A 16,825-nucleotide genomic window follows, 5' to 3' on the forward strand; every position below is an offset into this window, starting at 1 on the left:
CCATGGGTACGCCCATCGACGTCGAGGAGCTGCGCACGCTGTTCCTCTTCGAAGGCATGACCCCCGAGCAGCTGGCCGAGGTCGCCGCGAGCTGCGAGGTCCGCGCCTACCCGGCCGGCAGCACGGTCTACCGCGCCGGCGAGCCGTCCATCGCGCTGTGGGTCCTGGTCGACGGCACCCTACGGCTGGTCCGGCACGCCGACGGCGAAGAGGTCGTCGTCAACGAGACCGACCACCGCGGCTCGTACGCCGGCGCCGTCCGCGCCTTCGCGACGTCGGCGGGGGCCGCCGCCTACCCCACGTCGCTGCACGCGGTGACCGACTGCCGGTTCCTGCGGTGGCCCGCCAACGACTTCGCGGCCTTCGTGCACAAGTGGTTCCCGATGGCAGTGCACCTCTTCGATGGGCTCTACCTCGGCATCCGCACCACCGAGGCGACGGTGCGGCAGCGCGAGCACCTGGCCCAGCTGGGCACGTTGTCGGCGAACCTCGCGCACGAGCTGAACAACCCCGCCGCGGCCACCGTCCGGGCCGCCGGTCAGCTGCGCGACCGCGTGGCGCACATGCGGCAGAAGCTCGGCGTGATCGCCTCCGGCACGCTCGACCCCGCGATGATCGCCCGGCTGATCACCATCCAGGAGCGCGCCGTCGAGATAGCCTCCAAGAAACGCGACCCGCTCTCTCCACTGCAGGAGAGCGACCTCGAGGACGAGATGGTCGACCACCTCGAGGACCTCGGCTTCGACCACGCCGTCGACGTGGCGCCGGTCTACGTCTCGGCCGGCCTCGACACCACCTTCTTCGACGACGTCGCCGCCGAGGTGGGCGACGCGCTCCCGTCGGCGCTGGCCTGGCTCTCCTACACGCTCGAGACCGAGGCGCTCATGGACGAGATCGAGGACGCGTCCAACCGCATCTCCACGCTGGTGGCCTCGATCAAGCAGTACACGCACCTCGACCAGGCCGCCCACCAGGAGGTCGACCTCCACCCCGGCATCGACAGCACACTCGTCATGCTGGGGCACAAACTCGGCGACGTCGAGGTCCACCGCGACTACGACACCACGCTGCCGCCGGTGCCCGCCTTCGCCGCGGAGCTGAACCAGGTGTGGACCAACCTCATCGACAACGCCGTCGACGCGATGGACGGCCACGGCGTGCTCGAGCTGCGCACCTACCGCGACGGCGACCACGCCGCCGTCGACGTCACCGACCACGGGCGCGGTGTGCCCGAGGAGGTCCAGGGCCGGCTGTTCGAGCCGTTCGTGACGACCAAGCCGGTCGGCCAGGGCAGCGGGCTGGGCCTCGACAACGCCAAGCGGATCGTCGAGAAGCGGCACCGCGGGACGATCGGCTTCACCACTGGCCCCGAGGGGACGACCTTCACCGTCCGGCTCCCCCTGTCGCCCAGCTGAGGCCGTGCCACATGAAAAGACCCGACGCCAGAGGCGCCGGGTGGTGTGCGGTCAGTCTACCAGGGCGCCGGCTTGACGATCCGGGCGGCGACCTTCACAGGAAGCTGATGCGCGTGCAGATCAGCAGGTTCGAGCCGGTACCACCAGTGGTTGCCGACGCCGTCCTTCGGCGTGCCCGCCAGCTTCCCGGCGCGGATTCCCTTGGTCGGATTGACCAACCCCACCGGCACTCGGTCGCGAGCAACCTGGATCGGATAGGCGAGATCGCTGTCGTTGCTGACAACGATGGCCGCGTCCACGACGGCCGGTCAGCACATCGATCACCAGATGTGACGCGACGTTGACGTCCGAGCCCTTCTCCTCGCGCCGGGCGACGGACGCCATGAAAGTCGCTCCGGGCACGTCGCCTCCGGCGGCGTCCTGAACCATGATCGGCCAGCTCGGTTCGACGAGCACCGGCCGACCATTGCGCCCCTTCACGGCCAGTGGTGCCGTCGCGACCCGCGACACGTAGGTGCCATAGCTGATCCTGGTCGCGGAACCCGTGTGCGCCAACGCTCGCAGGTACACATCCTGCTCACGCTGCCCGACGGGATTCGATGCGCCATTGATGCGCGCCGTGCAGTAGGTGACGTTGTCGACCACCGCACCCACCCACTGAGAGCGCGAAACGATCAGATGTTCTGCGAGAGCGCGCAGGTCCAGCCACCGCCAGCCCGGTGTCGACCGGCCGCAGAGACCACGCGCACCGTAGTAGAGGTTGTAGCCGTCGACGTAGACACCAACACGCACGCGGCTGAGGCTAGTGCGGATCGCCGCGTGACGCAGTTCGGGCAAACCGACATGGACCACTGGTCCACCCGTCACCTGTAGGACCACCTTCGGTCACCTCGGTTCGGTTGGGTCGGACGCATGACCGGCCCTCGACTGAACAGACGGACATTTCTGCAGCTCAGCGGCGTGAGCTCGGCCGCGCTGGCGCTAGGTGTGACGGCGCCGGCGCAGGCGCTGGCGGCCGCCGAGGCCGACGCCGGGGCGGTGCCGGACGGGGTGTTCGGGCTGGGTGTCGCGTCCGGCGATCCGGGCACCGGCAGTGTCGTGCTGTGGACCCGGCTGGCGCCGGACCCGCTGGCGGCCGACGGGCACGGCGGGATGCCACCGCGGCCGGTGCCGGTCCGGTACGAGGTCGCCACCGACGAGGGCTTCGGCACAGTCGTCCGGCGAGGCGCCGCAGTGGCCTCGCCGGAACTCGCCCACTCCGTCCACCCGCAGATCGACGGGCTGGAGCCGGGACGCGAGTACTTCTACCGGTTCCACGTCGGCCGCCAGGTCAGCCCGACCGGGCGCACCAAGACGCTTCCGGCGGACGGCGACGCGCGGTTCCGGTTCGCGACCGCGTCCTGCCAGGCCTGGTACCACGGCCACTTCACCGCCTACCGGCATCTGGTCGACGAGGACCTGGACGCGGTCGTGTTCCTCGGCGACTACATCTACGAGTACGCCATCACGTCGTCCAACCTGTGGCGCGCGGGCGCGAGCGTGACACCCGAGCACGCCGTCGAGATCCAGACGCTGGAGCAGTTCCGGCTGCGCTACTCGCTGTTCAAGTCCGACCCGCACCTGCAGGCCGCGCACGCCAAGGCGCCGTGGATCGTCACGTGGGACGACCACGAGGTGCAGAACAACTACGGCGCGGACGGGTCGCAGTACGGCGTGCTGCCCGAGCACTTCGTCCACCTGCGCGCCGTCGGGTACCGGGCGTTCTACGAGAACCTGCCGGTGTCGCTGTCGGCGCTGCCGGAAGGACCGGACAGCAGGGTCTACCGAAGCTTCGGCGACGGCGGGCTGGTCCGCTTCCACGTCCTGGACACCAGGCAGTACCGCGACCCGTTGCCCGTCGACGCGGCGGACCAGAACCGCGAGGACCGCAGCATCCTCGGCGCGGCCCAGGAGGCCTGGCTGTACGACGGCCTCGCCGCGTCGCCGGCCCGCTGGAACGTCATCGCCAACGGGGTGACGGTCGCGCCGATCACGACGAACCGCACCGACCAGTGGGACGGCTACCCGGCCAACCGGCGCCGGCTGCTGGCCGCGATGGAACGGACGAGCAACCCGGTCGTGCTCACCGGCGACATCCACAAGCACGTCGCCGCGGAGCTCCGGCCGGACCCGGCCGCGCCGGCCGTCGGGGTCGAGCTGATCTGCACGTCGATCGCCTCCGACGGCGACGGCGCGCCCACCGACGCCTACACGCCGGACTGGGTGCAGCACCCCTACGTCAAGCTCTACGACGGCCGCCGCGGCTACGTCCTCGTGACGCTCACGAAGGACAGCATGACGTCGGAGTTCAAGATCGTGCCCTGGGTCGAGGCGGACGCGTCGGCGCCGCTGCAGACCGTCGCCCGGTTCACCACGCCGGCCGGCGCGCCGGGTCTGGAGCGTCTCGCATGAGCGGCCGCCACGTCCGTACCGTCACCGGCCTGCGCGCGGAGGGCCGGCTCGGGCGCATCGTGCTGGACTGGATGCCGCTGCCCTGGGACACCGTCGTCGACCACTACGCGGTGTACGCCGCGCCTGACGGCGGCCCGTCGACGCTGCTGGCCAAGACGGTCTACCCGCACTACGTGCACAGCGGCCTGGGCGGCAACGCCCGCCGGTTCACGTATCGCGTCGTCACGGTCGACGCGGCCGGCGCGCGCTCGGAGCCGTCCGCGCCGTTGACCGCCAGCAGCCAGGTCTCGGTGACGGCGACCGGCTCGCCGCTCGCGGTGGTCGGGCAGTTCGACGGCAAGGGCCTGGAGTTCGCGCTGTCGCCGGCCGGCTACGCCCGCTACCCCGCGACGTTCCCCGGCGGCGTCGACTTCCGGGCCGGCGCCGCCGCGCCGGGGACCGGCTGGAGCTACCTGCACCCGGGCCCGTCGGACGCGTGGGCCGGCCGCCGGACGCACACATTCCGGCTCCGCTTCTCGCTGGACACCGCGCCCGCCGGCGAGGTCTGGCTGGCGATCTGGCTGATCGACAGCCACGCGACGATCCCCGGCTCGTCGACGCTGGACGTCAACGGGACGGCGGTGGACCGGCTGCGGTTCGAGGGCGGCGGGACGCGCGGCTCGCTGGAGGGCGACAGCACCGTCCCCGGCACCCGGCTGCGCCCGTCCTACCTGGAGCGGCCGCTCCCGCCGCGCCTGCTGACGGCCGGAGAGAACGTGCTGACGCTGGTGAAGGACGAGGGGTCCTGGATCGCCTGGGACGCGATCGGGCTGTTCGCCGTCTAGATCGCGACCGGGGCGACGACGGAGCCGTCGGCCAGGCGCAGCTTCAGGGCGCCGACGGCGGTGGCGGCCAGCTCGCCGGCCCGGTCGCCGTCGGGGTCGACGGCGAGGACGTGGCCGACGCGGTCGTTGTTGTCACGGGGGCGGCGGACGGGACCGGGGACGTCGAGCTGCCAGCGGACGACCGCCGGGTCCGCGGCCAGCTCGTCCCGGCCCTCGACGGCGGTGACGACGCCGTCGACCGGCGACAGCACGAACGCGACGGCAGCCGTACCGTTCGCCCGCGCTTCGAGCGACGGGGTGCGGCCCAGCGCGAGGTCGACCAGCAGCGCCAGCGGGTTCACCCCGGTCACGGTGCGGACCAGGTCGAACACGTAGCCGCCGCCCTGCCGCGGGTTGATCTCGACGATCCGCGGCCCGGACGGCGTCAGCCGCAGCTCGGTGTGGCTCAGCCCGTGCGAGTAGCCGATCGCGGCCAGCGCGGCGCGGACGTGCTCGGTGACGTCCGCGGTGACGGCGGGCGGCAGCGGCGCCGGGAACACGTGCCCGGCCTCGACGAACGTCGGCGTGACACTCTTGCCGGTGATGCCGAGCACCGTCGTCCGGCCGGCGACGGTGATCGCCTCGACGCTGACCTCGGGACCGGGCAGGACGTCCTCCAACAACAGCCGGCGGGCCAGCGGCTGGTCCCGGCTGTTCCGCTCGACGGAGCGCACCTCGTGGAACGCGTCCTTCAGCGCCGCCTCGCCGTCGACCAGGTGCACCGACGTGCCGGAGTTGAGGTCCACCGGCTTCGCGACCAGCGGGAAGCCCAGCTCCGTCGCACTGGCCAGCGCGTCCTCCCACGTCGCCGCCGTGGCGAAGCGCGGCTGCGGCAGCCCGGCCCGCTTCAGCACCGTCCGCACCGCGTCCTTGCGCACCGCCCGCCGCATGATGTCCGGCGACGCGCCGGCCAGGCCCAGCATCCGGCCCAGCTCGGCGACGGCGTCGAGGTAGTAGTCGCAGGTCGTCAGCACGCCGTCGATGCGCCGCCGACAGACGATGCCGATGACCGCGCCGGTCATCGCGGCCTTGTCGTTCGTGTCGACGACGATGACCTCGTCGGCGTCGCGGACCACCGGGTGCGCGGCGCCGTCGACGTCCGGGTAGAGCGCCGGGTCGCGGGTGAACAGGATGTAGTCGTGACCCAGCTCGCGCAGCAGCGGCGGCAGCGCCAGCCCGGTCGACTGCACCCAGCTCTCCACCATCAGCAACGTGGCCACTCTCAGCCCTCCGCCCGGGCCAGGATCGCCGAGTTGATGACGTCGTTCACCGGGTGCACCTCCGTCAGAGGCTCGAAGCCGTCGAGCGCGGTCCGGTCGATCGGCGGGTAGAGCAACGTGCGCAGCCCACGCGCGCTGCGGGCGAGCAGAACGGCACCCGGTCGCATCGTCTCGGCCAGCCGGCGCAGGATCCGCACCTTCGCCTCCGGCGTCTCGCCGACGAGCGCGGCCAGCACGACCACGTCGTAGCCGGACAGGTCCGCCGTCAGCACGTCCGCCTCGTGGAAGCCGAGCTCGCCGTAGCCGAGCGCGGCGCACACCGCGGCGCCGGCGTGCAGCGCCACCGGGTCGCGGTCGAAGTTGTCGACCGACGCGTCCAGCTCGCCGGCCAGGTAGAGCGAGCTCAGTGGCAGCGGCCCGGACCCGACGAACGCGACCGAGCGCACGCGGCGCGGCAGCGCGGAGGCGAGGATGCCGATCTCCATCCGGCTGAGCTGCCGGTAGTTGCCGAAGTAGGGGAACCGGGCGAGCTCCTCGCGCGGATCCCGGCCGGCGACGATCCGGTTCGCCCAGGCCTGCTCCAGCTCGCCCTCGCCGCGCGCGCAGAGGGCGCGCAGGCGAGGGGCGACGTGCTGGATCTCGACATCGTTGAGGACGGCCGGGACGGTCTCGGCCGGCGCGGTGAGCACCAGCCGGACCAGCCGGTCGAACAACCCGTCCACCTCCGGCCCCGGCCGCAGGTCGTCGCGTGCGGCCAGATCCCGGTACAACTCGCACACCGAGGCAGTAATGTCCTCGGCCGTGGGCCGGCGGCGGCCGGTCCGGTCGGTTTGACCGAATATGCTGCTAGTGAGACTCATGTTCATCGCGGCTGATCATGACACAGCCGGTGGCGGCGGCGCCGCCGAATGCGCGAACCTAGCCCTGTTCGGTCGGGACGAGGATCAGCTCGGCCACGTTGAGCCGCGGCGGGACGGCGACGGCGTAGGTGATCGCGTCGGCGATGTCGGCCGGCGTCGGCGTGTTCATCGACACCCGCCACTCCGCCACGAACTCCCTGGTCGCCGTGTCGAGCATGCCGTCGCCCAGCTCGGTCGGCACGACACCGGGCTCGACGTTCTTGACGCGGACGCCGCGCGGACCGAGCTCGGCCCGCAGGTTGCGGGTGAGGTGCGCGACGGCGGCCTTGGTCGCGTCGTAGACGGCGAACTTCGGGAACACCTGGTGCCCGCCGATCGACCCGACGTGCACGAGGTCGGCCCGGTTCCCAGCGGACGCGGCCGCGAGCAGGTCCGCGGCGAACGCCCGGCCGGTGTAGAGCAGGCCGCTGACGTTGGTGGCGATCATCTGATCCCACTCGGCGACGTCGGCGGACTCGAACGGCGCGGCGAGCATGACGCCGGCGTTCGCGACCACGAGGTCGGCCGGCCCGTACGCGGCGCGGACGGCGTCGGCGGCGGCCTCGACCGCGGCCCGGTCGGTGACGTCGACGGGCACGGACAGCCCGCCGATCTCGGTGGCGACCGCGTCGAGGCGGTCCTTGCGCCGACCGAGGACGGCGACGCTGGCGCCGGCCGCGGCGAACGCGCGGGCCGTGGCCTCGCCGAGACCGCTGGTGGCGCCGGTGACGACCGCGACGCGGCCGGTCAGGGTGGTGCTGGTGGAAGTGGTCATGCCTCAACCGTCGGCCCGGCGCCGCGCCGCGACCAGGCCGCCCGTCCACCAGGAGACCGGACCCTGGGAGTCCCAGGGCCACCCACGCCCGCGGCGGCGCCGCCTACCCTCGAAGGGTGACCGACAACCAGCTCGGCGAGTACCTGCGCGCGCGGCGGGAGCTGGCCCGCCCCGCCGACGTCGGCCTGCCCGACGGGTTCGGCCGGCGGCGGGTGCCGGGGCTGCGCCGCGAAGAGGTCGCGATGCTGGCCGGCGTCAGTGCCGACTACTACGTGCGGCTCGAGCAGGGCCGCGACAAGCACCCGTCCGAGCAGGTCATCGAGGCCCTGGCCGGCGTGCTCGGCCTCGACGACGACGCGGTCGCGCACGTGCGCGAGCTGGCCCGCCCGGCCCGCCGCAAGCGCAGGGCGCCGCGGCGGCCGGAACGCGTCAGCGACGGCGTTCAGGTGCTGCTGAACAGCTGGACGCACACGCCCGCGCTGGTCTACGGCCGGTACCTCGACGTGCTGGCGGCGAACGCGCTGGGCCTCAGCATCGCCGCCTGCTCGACCCCCGGCGTCAACCAGGTCCGCGAGGTGTTCCTGAACCCCGACGCGCGCGAGCTGTACCCCGACTGGGACTCGGTGGCGGCGGACACGCTGGCCAGCCTGCGGGCGACCGCCGGCACCGACCTCGACGACCCCGTGCTCACCGACCTCGTCGGCGAGCTGTCGCTGAAGAGCGACGAGTTCCGCCGGCTGTGGGCCCGGCACGACGTCCGGACGAAGACGTCGGGCAGCAAGCGGTTCCGGCATCCGCTGGTCGGCGAGCTGACGCTGCGGTACGAGTCGCTGGCGGTCAACGGCGCGCCCGGCCAGGTGATCGTCGCCTACCACCCCGAGCCGGGCAGCCCGTCCGAGCAGGCGATCGCGCTGCTCAGCAGCACGGTCGCCGGAAATTCCGGTGCGGACCAGCGCGCCCGCATGTGACGATCGAGCTCATGACCTGGAGGCTCGACGAGACCGCCCACGCCGGACCGGAACACCTCGACCCGGAGTTCGTCGCCGGGTTCGACCGCAAGCAGGGCTATCCGGATCCGGCCGGGGACATCGCCGAGCTGGCGGCGCACGGGGTCCGCTCCGTCGTCGACCTGGGCGCCGGCACCGGCCAGTTCGCCGTCCCGGCCGCGGCGACGTTCGACCGCGTCGTGGCCGTCGACGTGTCGCCGGCCATGCTCGCGTACCTGCGCGAGCGCGCGGCCGCGGCCGGGGTGACGGTCGCGACCGTCCAGGCCGGGTTCCTCGGCTACGAGCACACGGACCCCGCGCCGGACGCCGTGTACACGCGGCATGCGTTGCACCAGCTCCCCGACTTCTGGAAGGTCGTCGCGCTGCACCGGATCGCCCGGCTGCTGCCGCCCGGCGGCGTGCTGCGGCTGCGCGACCTCGTCTACGACTTCCCGTCCGAGACGACCGAGCAGGTCATGGACGGCTGGGTCGCCGGCGGCGCCGACGACCCGGCGCTGGGCTACACCGGCGCGGACTATGCGGAACACGTCCGCACCGAGCACAGCACGTTCCGCTGGCTGCTGGAGCCCATGCTCGACCACGCCGGCTTCGACGTCGTCACCGCCGAGTACGACGACGCCGGGCTGTTCGGCGCCTACACCTGCGTGCGTCGTAGCGGCTAGCCGCGGCCGTGGGCGCGCAGCGTCCGCACCGCCCACACCGTCTGATAGCCGCGCCACTCCAGCGCGCCCGCCGCCGACGACGAGTCGAAGTCGACGACCCAGCCGCCGTCGTCCTGCTGCAACGACTCCAGCCGGTCCAGGTCCCGCTCGACGGCGGCCGGATCGAGCAGCTCGCGCAGCGGCCGGTCCGGCTCCGGCGAGAGGTCCAGCAGGTGCATCGCCTCGCCCTCGATGCCGCCCTCGACCTGGATGCCGCCGCCCGACGGCACCAGCGCGCCGAGCCGCTCCAGCTGGGCCGCCGCCTCGGGCCGGGTCTCGTGAACGGCATCGAGGAGGCCGAGGGAGAACAACAGCTCGTGGGCGCGCGGCCGCTCGGTCGCGGCGATCGTGCGCAGGCAGAAGTCGGTGATCCGCTCCAGCCACGGGTGATCGGCGATGACGGGGTCCAGCCGGGCCGCGCGCTGCGCCTGCCCGGCGACGGCGGTGCTGATCTGCAGCGACGACGTCGTGGAGTCGGCGCCGATCCACCAGTGCGACGTGCCGTCCGGCACGGTGACCGGCAGCGCGAACGGCAGCCCGCCGTCGGGCAGCGTCACCGACGCCAGCCAGTCGCACAGCGGGCCGGCCAGGCCGGCGTCGCCGGGACCGGTCTCGGACAGCGTCTCGAACGCGTGCAGCGCGGCGGGCGGCTGGCTCTCCGGCGAGCGCAGGTCCGGCTCCAGGCCCCAGCCGAAGCCGCCGTCGGGGTTGCGGTAGCCGGCCAGCGCGGCCAGCGTCGCCGCCGGCCCGGGGTCGCCGGTCAGCAGCTCGTACCGGCGCCGGTCCAGCTGGCGGGCATGGCCGGCGAGGAACGCGGGAACAGTCGAGAGGTCCATGCCCCCATGCTCGCCGGTCCGGCGGCGCACCGCTTGAAGCTTTCAGACGTCAGCGGGCGCCGACGAGGTCCGGCTCGGGCACGCACTCCTCAGCCACCAGCGCGCTCAGCGCCGGCCGCCCGGCCCGCGTCGGGCGACGGGCCAGCCCGGCCAGCAGAACGCCGGTGAGCACCGCCATCGCCAGCACCAGCCAGCCGGCCGGCCGCGTGCCGCCGCCGTCGATGATCGCGCCGGTGACCAGCGCGATCGGCAGGAACGCCAGCCACGACAGCGCGCTCACGCCGGACGCGACGCCGGAGCGGACGGTGGACGGCACCGCGTCGTGCAGCAGCTTCGACAGGTGGATGCCGGCGAGGATCGTCAGCACCGCCATCAGCACCTGTGCCGGCACGATCAGCGCGGCCGTCGCACCGGTGGTCAGTACCAGCCCGGTCGCGGCCAGCAGCACCGTCACGGCCATCGTCACCCGCGGGGAGTCCAGCCGGACCCGTCCGGCCAGCGCGCCGGCGAACCCGAACGCCGCGGTCAGCGCCGCCCAGTACGGCCCGAACGCGACCGCGGGCACGGCCAGCGCGACCAGCCACAGCGGCCCGAACTCGAACAGGAACTGCGTCGTGCCGGCGGCCAGCACGATCGCGGCCACGATCGGCAGCAGGCGGCCTCGGTCGGCGAGGATCCGCGCCGTCTGCGCCAGGTGGCAGCGCAGGGACCCGGGCCGGCCGACCTCGTGCAGCCGCGGCTCGCGGAACCACAGCAGCGCCAGGCACGCCGCCAGCATGAACGGCACGGTGAGGAAGTAGGTGGCGCGCAGCGACAGCAGGCCGGCCAGCCAGCCGCCGAGCAGGGAGCTGGACACCAGCGAGACGCTCTCGACCAGCCGGATCCGGCCGAGCGTGCGCTCGTACAGGTCACTGCTCCCGGTCTCCTCGAGCACGGTGTCGTAGACGACGGCGTCGAGGGTGCCGGTGGACATCGCGAAGTAGAAGCCCAGCGAGAAGGCGCTGAGCAGGTACAGCGGGACGCCGGTGCTCAGGCCGCCGAGCAGCGCCGCGCCGGTCAGCCCGGCGAAGCCCACGAGCAGCACCGACCGCCGGCTCCACCGGTCGGCCAGCACGCCGGACGGCAGCTCGACCAGTGGCACCGTCGCCGCGTACACGGCGGTCATGATGCCGATGGTCATCGGGTCGAAGCCGATCTCGTCGAGGAACAGCTTCTCGATCGGGACCCACAGCAGGATCCCCTGCAGGACGACGGCCAGCTGAAGCGGACGCAGCCGGCGGCGCAACGCGGTCTGGTTCGGCATACCCGTTCAGTGTCGGCGGCACCGCCGGGCGTTACGCGGTCAGCCGATGGAATCGCGGAACGCGGCCAGCAGCCGCTCGCGGGCTTCGTCGGACAGCGGCGCGCCGCCGGACAGCCCGGCCAGCACATCGGTGGTCTGCCGCACCTGGTCGACGTAGCGGTCGCAGCCGTCGCAGAGCGAGATGTGGTCGACCACGCGCCGCTCGGCGACGGGGTCGAGGTCGCCGTCGAGGAACGCGGTGACCAGCTCGACCAGCTCGACGCAGGCGAGGTGGTCGACGGGGTCGTTCAGCGACTCGGTCACGGCTCCTCCTCTCCGCCGGCGAGGTAGCGCTCCAGGCAGAGCCGGACCGCGGCCCGGGCCCGGTGCAGCAGCACCCGCTGGTTCGCCGCCGAGATCTCCAGTATCGAGCACACCTCCGCCGCGTCGTAACCGTGCACGTCGCGCAGGGTGATGACGACACGTTGCCGGGCCGGCAGCCCGGCGACGGCGGCGGCCACCTCGGCGCGGACCTCGCCCGCGAGCAGCGCCTGCTCGGGCCACGGCGCCGGCGGCCGCTGCCAGTGCCCGGCGTCGGGCTCACCGGCCGGTGCGAACCGGGCCGGGTCGACGGTGGGACCGGCGCCGTCGCCGCGGTCCCCGCGGTCGCCGCCGTCGTTGCCCACCGCGCCGGCCGGGATCGTCCGTGCCTCACGGCCGCCGCGTCGCCGGGCGATGTTCGCGACGATGCGGTAGACCCAGGTGCGCAGCGATGACCGGCCGGCGAACGTCCCGATGCCCTGGACGACGGCGAGCCACGCCTCCTGCACGACCTCGGCCGCGGATTCCTCCGTCGACACGTAGACCCGCGCCAGCCGCCGCATGCCCGGCGACCACGCGTCGACGACCTGGGCGAACGCCGCCTCGTCACCGGCCAGCAGCAGGCCGGTGAGCACGTCGTCGGGTGGCAGCTCGGGAGGCGGCACCGAATCAGCATGCCAGCGAGCGCCGACATTGTCGGAGCCACAGGGCATGCTGGTCCTCAGGCCGGTGGAACAAGGAGGTTCCCCTCATGGACCATGCCATCCAGGCCGAAGGGCTCGTGAAGCGCTTCGGCGAGACGACGGCGCTCGACGGCGTCAGCCTCGCCGTGCGGACCGGCACCGTGCTCGGTCTGCTCGGCCCGAACGGCGCGGGCAAGACCACGGCGGTGCGCATCTTCGCCACCCTGCTCCGTCCCGACGAGGGCCACGCCTCGGTCGGCGGCTACGACGTCGTCCGGCAGTCGCACCAGGCCCGCCAGCTCATCGGGCTCACCGGGCAGTACGCGGCGGTCGACGAGATGCTCACCGGCGCCGAGAATCTGCTGCTCATCGGCCGGCTGCTGGGTGTGCCGAAGGCGGCGGCGAAGCAGCGGGCGCGCGAGCTGCTGACCGAGTTCGACCTCACCGACGCCGCGGACCGCGCGGCCAAGACGTACTCCGGCGGCATGCGGCGCCGGCTCGACCTCGCTGCCAGCCTGGTCGGGCGTCCGTCCATCCTGTTCCTCGACGAGCCCACCACCGGGCTGGACCCGCGGGCCCGCGCCGAGCTGTGGGGGCTGACCCGCAACCTGGTGGCGAGCGGCGTCACCGTCCTGCTCACCACCCAGTACCTCGACGAGGCCGACGCGCTGGCCGACGAGATCACCGTCATCGACCACGGCCGCGTCATCGCGGCCGGCACGCCCGACGAGCTGAAGGCGAAGACCGGCTCGCAGACCCTCGTCGTCCGGCCCGAGGACGACACCAAGCTGCCCGTGGTCCTCTCCGTCGTGGCCGACCTGACGAAGACCACCGCCGAGGTCGACGGGCCCCGCGTCACCGCGCAGGTCGCCGACCCCGCCGTGCTGCCGGCCGTCGTCCGGAGGCTCGACGACGCGGGTGTGCTGGTCACCGAGCTGACGCTGCGCGGCGCCAGCCTCAACGAGGTGTTCCTGTCCCTCACCGGGCGGCCGGTCGAGGACGAGACCGAGACCGAAGGGAGGCCGGCATGACCACCGCCACCGCCGCCCGCCCGGCGCCGGCCGAGGTGAACCCCCGCGTCAGCATCGGCGAGGGGATCCGGCAGACGCTGACGCTGGCCTGGCGCACCATCGTCCAGGTCCGGCACAACCCGTGGGAGCTGGGCGACTTCAGCATCCAGCCGATCATGTTCGTGCTGCTGTTCACCTACGTGTTCGGCGGCGCCATCGCCGGGTCGACCAGCGAGTACCTCACGTTCGCGCTGCCCGGCATCATCGTCATGAACATGCTGTTCATCACCATGTACGTCGGCACCGGTCTGAACATCGACCTCACCAAGGGCGTCTTCGACCGGCTGCGCTCGCTGCCGATCGCCCGGTGGGCGCCGATGGCCGGGCGGATCATCGCCGACCAGGTGAAGCAGGCGTGGTCGATCTTCCTGCTGCTGGCCATCGGCATGATCCTCGGCTTCCGCATCGGCACCGACGTCTGGTCGCTGCTCGCGGCGGTCGGGCTGATGCTGGTGTTCGCGCTGGCGTTCTCGTGGGTGTCGGTGCTGGTCGGAGTGGTGGCGAAGGATCCCGAGAAGGTGCAGCTGTTCGGGTTCACGGCGCTGTTCCCGGTCACGTTCGTCAGCAACGTGTTCGCGCCGACGAACACCATGCCGGGCTGGCTGCAGCCGATCGTCGAGGCCAACCCGGTCACGATCCTGTCCAACGCCTGCCGGGCCCTCATGGTCGGCGACGACACCATCGGCACCGAATGGCACGTCGCGTCGGCGACCACACCGGCGGTGCAGTCCCTGATCTGGGCGGCCGCCATCGCCGCTGTGTTCGCGCCACTGTCCGTGTGGGCCTTGCGCCGACGAGTCTGAGGCCATTCGGCAGCACGGCCGGCTAGTCCGCGCCGCCTCGCGACGTGGCCGAGCCGGCCGCGGAGCCGTACCCGTCCAGCCAGCCGTGCTGAGCGGCGTGCCAGCCCAGGTGCAGCCGCGTCGACACCTGGGCGCGGTCCAGCAGCGCGCTGATGCGCCGGTGCACCGTGCGGATGCTCAACCCACGCTGCCCGGCGATCGCCTCGTCCGTCGGCCCACCGCCCCCGCCGTCGCCGTCAGGGCGGACAGCTCGAACGCCCGCTCCCACAGCAACTCGAACAGCGCGATCAGCGCCGCCAGCAGCCCGCCACGAACGGCGGCTTGACCAGCACCAGCACCTCGCGTTCGGCCCGCCGCTGGAGCTGCTGGAACCGCTGCGCGACCGCCGGCCGGCCGACGACGACCTCGACGAGCTCGCCTGCCTCGCGCGAGCGGTGACTGGAGCGATACCGGCGCAGCAGCTCGATCGCGATGTCTGGCGGCGGCGGTCTCATCAGGCCGGGAACAGCTCCGGAAGCAGCCGATGGGCGTCCGCCCGAGCCGGCTCGACGGCGTCGTCCGGGGCCGACGACGCGGGCCAGCGCAGCGTCGTCCCGACGTCGGCCCAGTCGCCGACGGTGGCGAGGAACTTGTCCAGCGCCGGGTTGGACAGCCCGGCCGCCTGCAACGGGGCGACGTGCCGCGCGAACAGCTCGGCGATCCGCGCCTCGACGTCCAGCGCGCCGCCCGGATCGGTCGTCATCTGCCGGTACCAGGCGACCGCGCCGCGCGGCGACAGAGCGGCGACGTTGGAGTAGCTGCCGTGCGCGCCATGTGCGATCCCCGTCGCCAGCAGGTGACCGGGCACGAAGATCGACAGGTCGCCGGCCAGCTCGGTCATCGCGGCGTACCAGTGCTCGTCGCCGCCGGCCATCTTCACGCCGATCAGCGACGGCGTCGCCGCGGCGGCCCGGGCCAGCAGCTCCGGCCCGACGTGCGTCTTGGCGTGCGGCGGGTTGTACAGGACGAGCGGCACCGGCCCGGCCGCCTCGGCCGCGCCGGCGAGGAACCGCACCACCTCGTCGTCGTTGAGCGGCACCCAGTCGGGCAGGATCACCTGGATCGCGCCCGGCTCCACCGCCGCCGCCCGCCGGATCCGTCCCATCGTCACCGGCGTCGCCGGGTGCGAGCCGCCGAGCTGGAACGGCAGCCCGGCCGCCTCACACCGCGTCGCCAGGATCTCGTTGACGCGGTCGAACTCGCCCTCGTCGATCGCGTGGAACTCCCCCGCCGTGCCGTGCGCATAGACGCCGTCGACGCCGCTGGCCAGCAGCGTGTCGACCTGCGCGGCCAGCCGGGTCCAGTCGATGGCGCCGTCGCCGCCGAGCGGTAGCAGCACCGTCCCCCACACACCCCGGACATCGACCGCTCGCAGCGCCTTCATGCGCACGACCCTAGACGCCTCGCCGACCCTCTGAGGTCGCGGCTCGACACGAATTGGGCCGCCAAGCTGTCGTAGGCGGAAGGCACATTGGACCGCAGCGCAGAACGGACACTCAGAGAGGGGGTGCACGCGTGGCCTGGCACGCCTACGTCGACGAATCGAAGCGGCGGGACTACATCGTCGCCGCGGCGGTCATCGCCGCCGACGGCGTAGTCGGCGCTCGGCAGGCGATGCGCGGACTCTTGGTCGGCAAGCAGCAACGAATCCATTTCAAGGACGAGAAGCCGGCACGGAAGGAGCTGATCATCGCGACGGCGCTCGACCTGTGCACTGACGTCCGTCTCTATGTCTGCAGAACCCGGCATAGCGCACGTGAGAGCTGCTTGCAGACCATGGTGCCCGACCTCGTCGACATCGGCGTCGATCGTCTCGTGCTCGAACGCGACCAGTCGACGGTGCAGCTGGACAAACAGGTGCTCTACGAGGCCACGCGCAAGGTCGGCGCGGCGTTGACATACCACCATCACACGCCTCATCAGGAACCGCTGCTGTGGGTGCCCGATGCCATCGCGTGGTGCTGGGCCGCAGGCGGTGCGTGGCGTCAGCGAGTGAGCGCAAGAGTCACTGTCTTCGAGGCCAGATAGCGCGAAGCCTCGCCTACCAGTCATTCCGGCTGGCCGCGAGGCTCACTTCCTCGGGCTACTGCCCTCGGCGACCACAAGGATAGCGCCTCGAGACACGGATGGGACAGTGCCCAGACGGGAGGACGGTGAATGATGGGCGCATGCGCATCGTGGTCATCGGCGGGACGGGGCACGTCGGCACGTATCTGATCCCGCGGCTGGTCGCCGCCGGCCATCGGGTCGTCAACCTCAGCCGTGGCGGCAGGCGGCCGTACACGGACCATTCGGCCTGGGGCGACGTCGAGCAGCTGGTCGTCGATCGGGAGGCCGAGGACCGGGCCGGGACGTTCGCCGGCCGGGTCGCGGACCTCGCGCCGGACGCCGTCGTCGACATGGTCTGCTTCACCGAGGAGTCCGCGCGGCAGCTCGTCGACGGGCTGCCGCGCGGACTCC

At 72.6% G+C, this 16,825-nt stretch carries 20 protein-coding genes; 9 read left to right on the forward strand and 11 right to left on the reverse strand.

Translation table 11 applies throughout. From position 1 onward, the window contains the following. Nucleotides 1–2 precede the first annotated feature (2 nt). Nucleotides 3–1,415, forward strand: coding sequence for an ATP-binding protein (locus C1I92_RS14210; RefSeq protein ID WP_111255312.1), 1,413 nt, complete (start codon nt 3–5; stop codon nt 1,413–1,415). Between the two features lie 56 nt (nt 1,416–1,471). Here C1I92_RS14210 and C1I92_RS34440 read toward each other — a convergent pair whose 3' ends face one another. Continuing rightward, entirely contained in the window at nt 1,472–1,714 is a 243-nt protein-coding gene (locus C1I92_RS34440) for a PIN domain-containing protein (RefSeq protein WP_199521222.1), read from the reverse strand. A 613-nt stretch (nt 1,715–2,327) separates the two neighbouring features. On the opposite strand from C1I92_RS34440, the gene C1I92_RS14220 reads away from it, so the two are divergent. Next, on the forward strand, nt 2,328–3,866 hold the full coding sequence (locus tag C1I92_RS14220) for an alkaline phosphatase D family protein (RefSeq protein ID WP_111255313.1): 1,539 nt from the start codon (nt 2,328–2,330) through the stop codon (nt 3,864–3,866). Beyond that, nucleotides 3,863–4,690, forward strand: a complete 828-nt coding sequence (locus tag C1I92_RS14225) for a fibronectin type III domain-containing protein (protein ID WP_111255314.1) — start codon at nt 3,863–3,865, stop codon at nt 4,688–4,690. The genes C1I92_RS14220 and C1I92_RS14225 overlap by 4 nt, the downstream gene beginning before the upstream one ends. Here C1I92_RS14225 and C1I92_RS14230 read toward each other — a convergent pair. From C1I92_RS14230 to C1I92_RS14240, 3 genes are read right to left on the reverse strand one after another with little or no spacing between them, the layout of a single operon-like run. Beyond that, nucleotides 4,687–5,949: an ATP-grasp domain-containing protein gene (locus tag C1I92_RS14230; protein WP_111255315.1), complete on the reverse strand. Its 1,263-nt coding sequence runs from the start codon at nt 5,947–5,949 to the stop codon at nt 4,687–4,689. The genes C1I92_RS14225 and C1I92_RS14230 overlap by 4 nt on opposite strands. Before the next feature lie 2 nt (nt 5,950–5,951). Beyond that, the gene (locus C1I92_RS14235) at nt 5,952–6,815 is read right to left on the reverse strand and encodes a nicotianamine synthase family protein (RefSeq protein ID WP_111255316.1); all 864 of its coding nucleotides are present in this window, start codon (nt 6,813–6,815) and stop codon (nt 5,952–5,954) included. Between the two features lie 52 nt (nt 6,816–6,867). Then, complete coding sequence (locus C1I92_RS14240) at nt 6,868–7,623, reverse strand: SDR family oxidoreductase (protein ID WP_111255317.1); 756 nt, start codon at nt 7,621–7,623, stop codon at nt 6,868–6,870. A 116-nt stretch (nt 7,624–7,739) separates the two neighbouring features. Between C1I92_RS14240 and C1I92_RS14245 the strand changes: the two genes are divergently transcribed. Continuing rightward, a complete protein-coding gene (locus C1I92_RS14245; RefSeq protein ID WP_199521224.1) occupies nt 7,740–8,591 on the forward strand; it encodes a helix-turn-helix transcriptional regulator in 852 nt (283 codons plus the stop codon). A gap of 11 nt (nt 8,592–8,602) precedes the next feature. Then, nucleotides 8,603–9,292 (forward strand): class I SAM-dependent methyltransferase, encoded by a 690-nt coding sequence (locus tag C1I92_RS14250; RefSeq protein WP_111255332.1) that lies wholly within the window; start codon nt 8,603–8,605, stop codon nt 9,290–9,292. On the opposite strand, the gene C1I92_RS14255 is transcribed toward C1I92_RS14250, so the two are convergent. Genes C1I92_RS14255 through C1I92_RS14270 form a run of 4 tightly spaced genes read right to left on the reverse strand, consistent with a single transcriptional unit; the run spans nt 9,289 to nt 12,435 of the window. Further along, entirely contained in the window at nt 9,289–10,167 is an 879-nt protein-coding gene (locus C1I92_RS14255; RefSeq protein WP_111255318.1) for a hypothetical protein, read from the reverse strand. The two genes, C1I92_RS14250 and C1I92_RS14255, sit on opposite strands and share 4 nt — an antisense overlap. 49 nt (nt 10,168–10,216) lie before the next feature. Then, entirely contained in the window at nt 10,217–11,470 is a 1,254-nt protein-coding gene (locus C1I92_RS14260) for an MFS transporter (RefSeq protein WP_111255319.1), read from the reverse strand. A 39-nt stretch (nt 11,471–11,509) separates the two neighbouring features. Beyond that, the gene (locus C1I92_RS14265) at nt 11,510–11,773 is read right to left on the reverse strand and encodes an anti-sigma factor family protein (protein ID WP_199521225.1); all 264 of its coding nucleotides are present in this window, start codon (nt 11,771–11,773) and stop codon (nt 11,510–11,512) included. Further along, on the reverse strand, nt 11,770–12,435 hold the full coding sequence (locus tag C1I92_RS14270; protein WP_233506996.1) for an RNA polymerase sigma factor: 666 nt from the start codon (nt 12,433–12,435) through the stop codon (nt 11,770–11,772). The genes C1I92_RS14265 and C1I92_RS14270 overlap by 4 nt, the downstream gene beginning before the upstream one ends. A gap of 86 nt (nt 12,436–12,521) precedes the next feature. Here C1I92_RS14270 and C1I92_RS14275 point away from each other — a divergent pair, with 86 nt between their 5' ends. Together C1I92_RS14275 and C1I92_RS14280 are read left to right on the forward strand one after the other, a co-directional pair. Continuing rightward, nucleotides 12,522–13,484 (forward strand): ATP-binding cassette domain-containing protein, encoded by a 963-nt coding sequence (locus tag C1I92_RS14275; RefSeq protein ID WP_111255321.1) that lies wholly within the window; start codon nt 12,522–12,524, stop codon nt 13,482–13,484. Continuing rightward, entirely contained in the window at nt 13,481–14,326 is an 846-nt protein-coding gene (locus tag C1I92_RS14280) for an ABC transporter permease (protein ID WP_111255322.1), read from the forward strand. The genes C1I92_RS14275 and C1I92_RS14280 overlap by 4 nt, the downstream gene beginning before the upstream one ends. A gap of 22 nt (nt 14,327–14,348) precedes the next feature. On the opposite strand, the gene C1I92_RS33825 is transcribed toward C1I92_RS14280, so the two are convergent. From C1I92_RS33825 to C1I92_RS14290, 3 genes are all read right to left on the reverse strand, one after another. Then, nucleotides 14,349–14,507, reverse strand: a complete 159-nt coding sequence (locus C1I92_RS33825; protein WP_158564131.1) for a hypothetical protein — start codon at nt 14,505–14,507, stop codon at nt 14,349–14,351. Nucleotides 14,508–14,613: 106 nt separating this feature from the next. Next, nucleotides 14,614–14,820: a hypothetical protein gene (locus tag C1I92_RS14285; RefSeq protein ID WP_111255323.1), complete on the reverse strand. Its 207-nt coding sequence runs from the start codon at nt 14,818–14,820 to the stop codon at nt 14,614–14,616. After that, the gene (locus C1I92_RS14290) at nt 14,820–15,749 is read right to left on the reverse strand and encodes a dihydrodipicolinate synthase family protein (RefSeq protein ID WP_111255324.1); all 930 of its coding nucleotides are present in this window, start codon (nt 15,747–15,749) and stop codon (nt 14,820–14,822) included. Before C1I92_RS14290 ends, C1I92_RS14285 begins: the two co-directional genes overlap by 1 nt. 131 nt (nt 15,750–15,880) lie before the next feature. Here C1I92_RS14290 and C1I92_RS14295 point away from each other — a divergent pair, with 131 nt between their 5' ends. After that, entirely contained in the window at nt 15,881–16,393 is a 513-nt protein-coding gene (locus C1I92_RS14295) for a hypothetical protein (protein ID WP_111255325.1), read from the forward strand. A 140-nt stretch (nt 16,394–16,533) separates the two neighbouring features. Continuing rightward, nucleotides 16,534–16,825: NAD-dependent epimerase/dehydratase family protein (locus C1I92_RS14300; protein ID WP_146605139.1), on the forward strand; the 292-nt coding region annotated here is incomplete at its 3' end.

Origin of the sequence: Jiangella anatolica, from assembly GCF_003236295.1 — a bacterium.
GTDB classification, from domain to species: domain Bacteria; phylum Actinomycetota; class Actinomycetes; order Jiangellales; family Jiangellaceae; genus Jiangella; species Jiangella anatolica.

Excerpts from the sequence above, each read along its gene's own strand:
- C1I92_RS14210 (WP_111255312.1), top strand. The coding sequence starts at position 3 with ATGGGTACGCCCATCGACGTCGAGGAGCTGCGCACGCTGTTCCTCTTC.
- C1I92_RS14220 (WP_111255313.1), top strand. The coding sequence starts at position 2,328 with ATGACCGGCCCTCGACTGAACAGACGGACATTTCTGCAGCTCAGCGGC.
- C1I92_RS14225 (WP_111255314.1), top strand. The coding sequence starts at position 3,863 with ATGAGCGGCCGCCACGTCCGTACCGTCACCGGCCTGCGCGCGGAGGGC.
- C1I92_RS14235 (WP_111255316.1), bottom strand. The coding sequence starts at position 6,815 with ATGAACATGAGTCTCACTAGCAGCATATTCGGTCAAACCGACCGGACC.
- C1I92_RS14240 (WP_111255317.1), bottom strand. The coding sequence starts at position 7,623 with ATGACCACTTCCACCAGCACCACCCTGACCGGCCGCGTCGCGGTCGTC.
- C1I92_RS14250 (WP_111255332.1), top strand. The coding sequence starts at position 8,603 with ATGACCTGGAGGCTCGACGAGACCGCCCACGCCGGACCGGAACACCTC.
- C1I92_RS14255 (WP_111255318.1), bottom strand. The coding sequence starts at position 10,167 with ATGGACCTCTCGACTGTTCCCGCGTTCCTCGCCGGCCATGCCCGCCAG.
- C1I92_RS14260 (WP_111255319.1), bottom strand. The coding sequence starts at position 11,470 with ATGCCGAACCAGACCGCGTTGCGCCGCCGGCTGCGTCCGCTTCAGCTG.
- C1I92_RS14275 (WP_111255321.1), top strand. The coding sequence starts at position 12,522 with ATGGACCATGCCATCCAGGCCGAAGGGCTCGTGAAGCGCTTCGGCGAG.
- C1I92_RS14280 (WP_111255322.1), top strand. The coding sequence starts at position 13,481 with ATGACCACCGCCACCGCCGCCCGCCCGGCGCCGGCCGAGGTGAACCCC.
- C1I92_RS14285 (WP_111255323.1), bottom strand. The coding sequence starts at position 14,820 with ATGAGACCGCCGCCGCCAGACATCGCGATCGAGCTGCTGCGCCGGTAT.
- C1I92_RS14290 (WP_111255324.1), bottom strand. The coding sequence starts at position 15,749 with ATGAAGGCGCTGCGAGCGGTCGATGTCCGGGGTGTGTGGGGGACGGTG.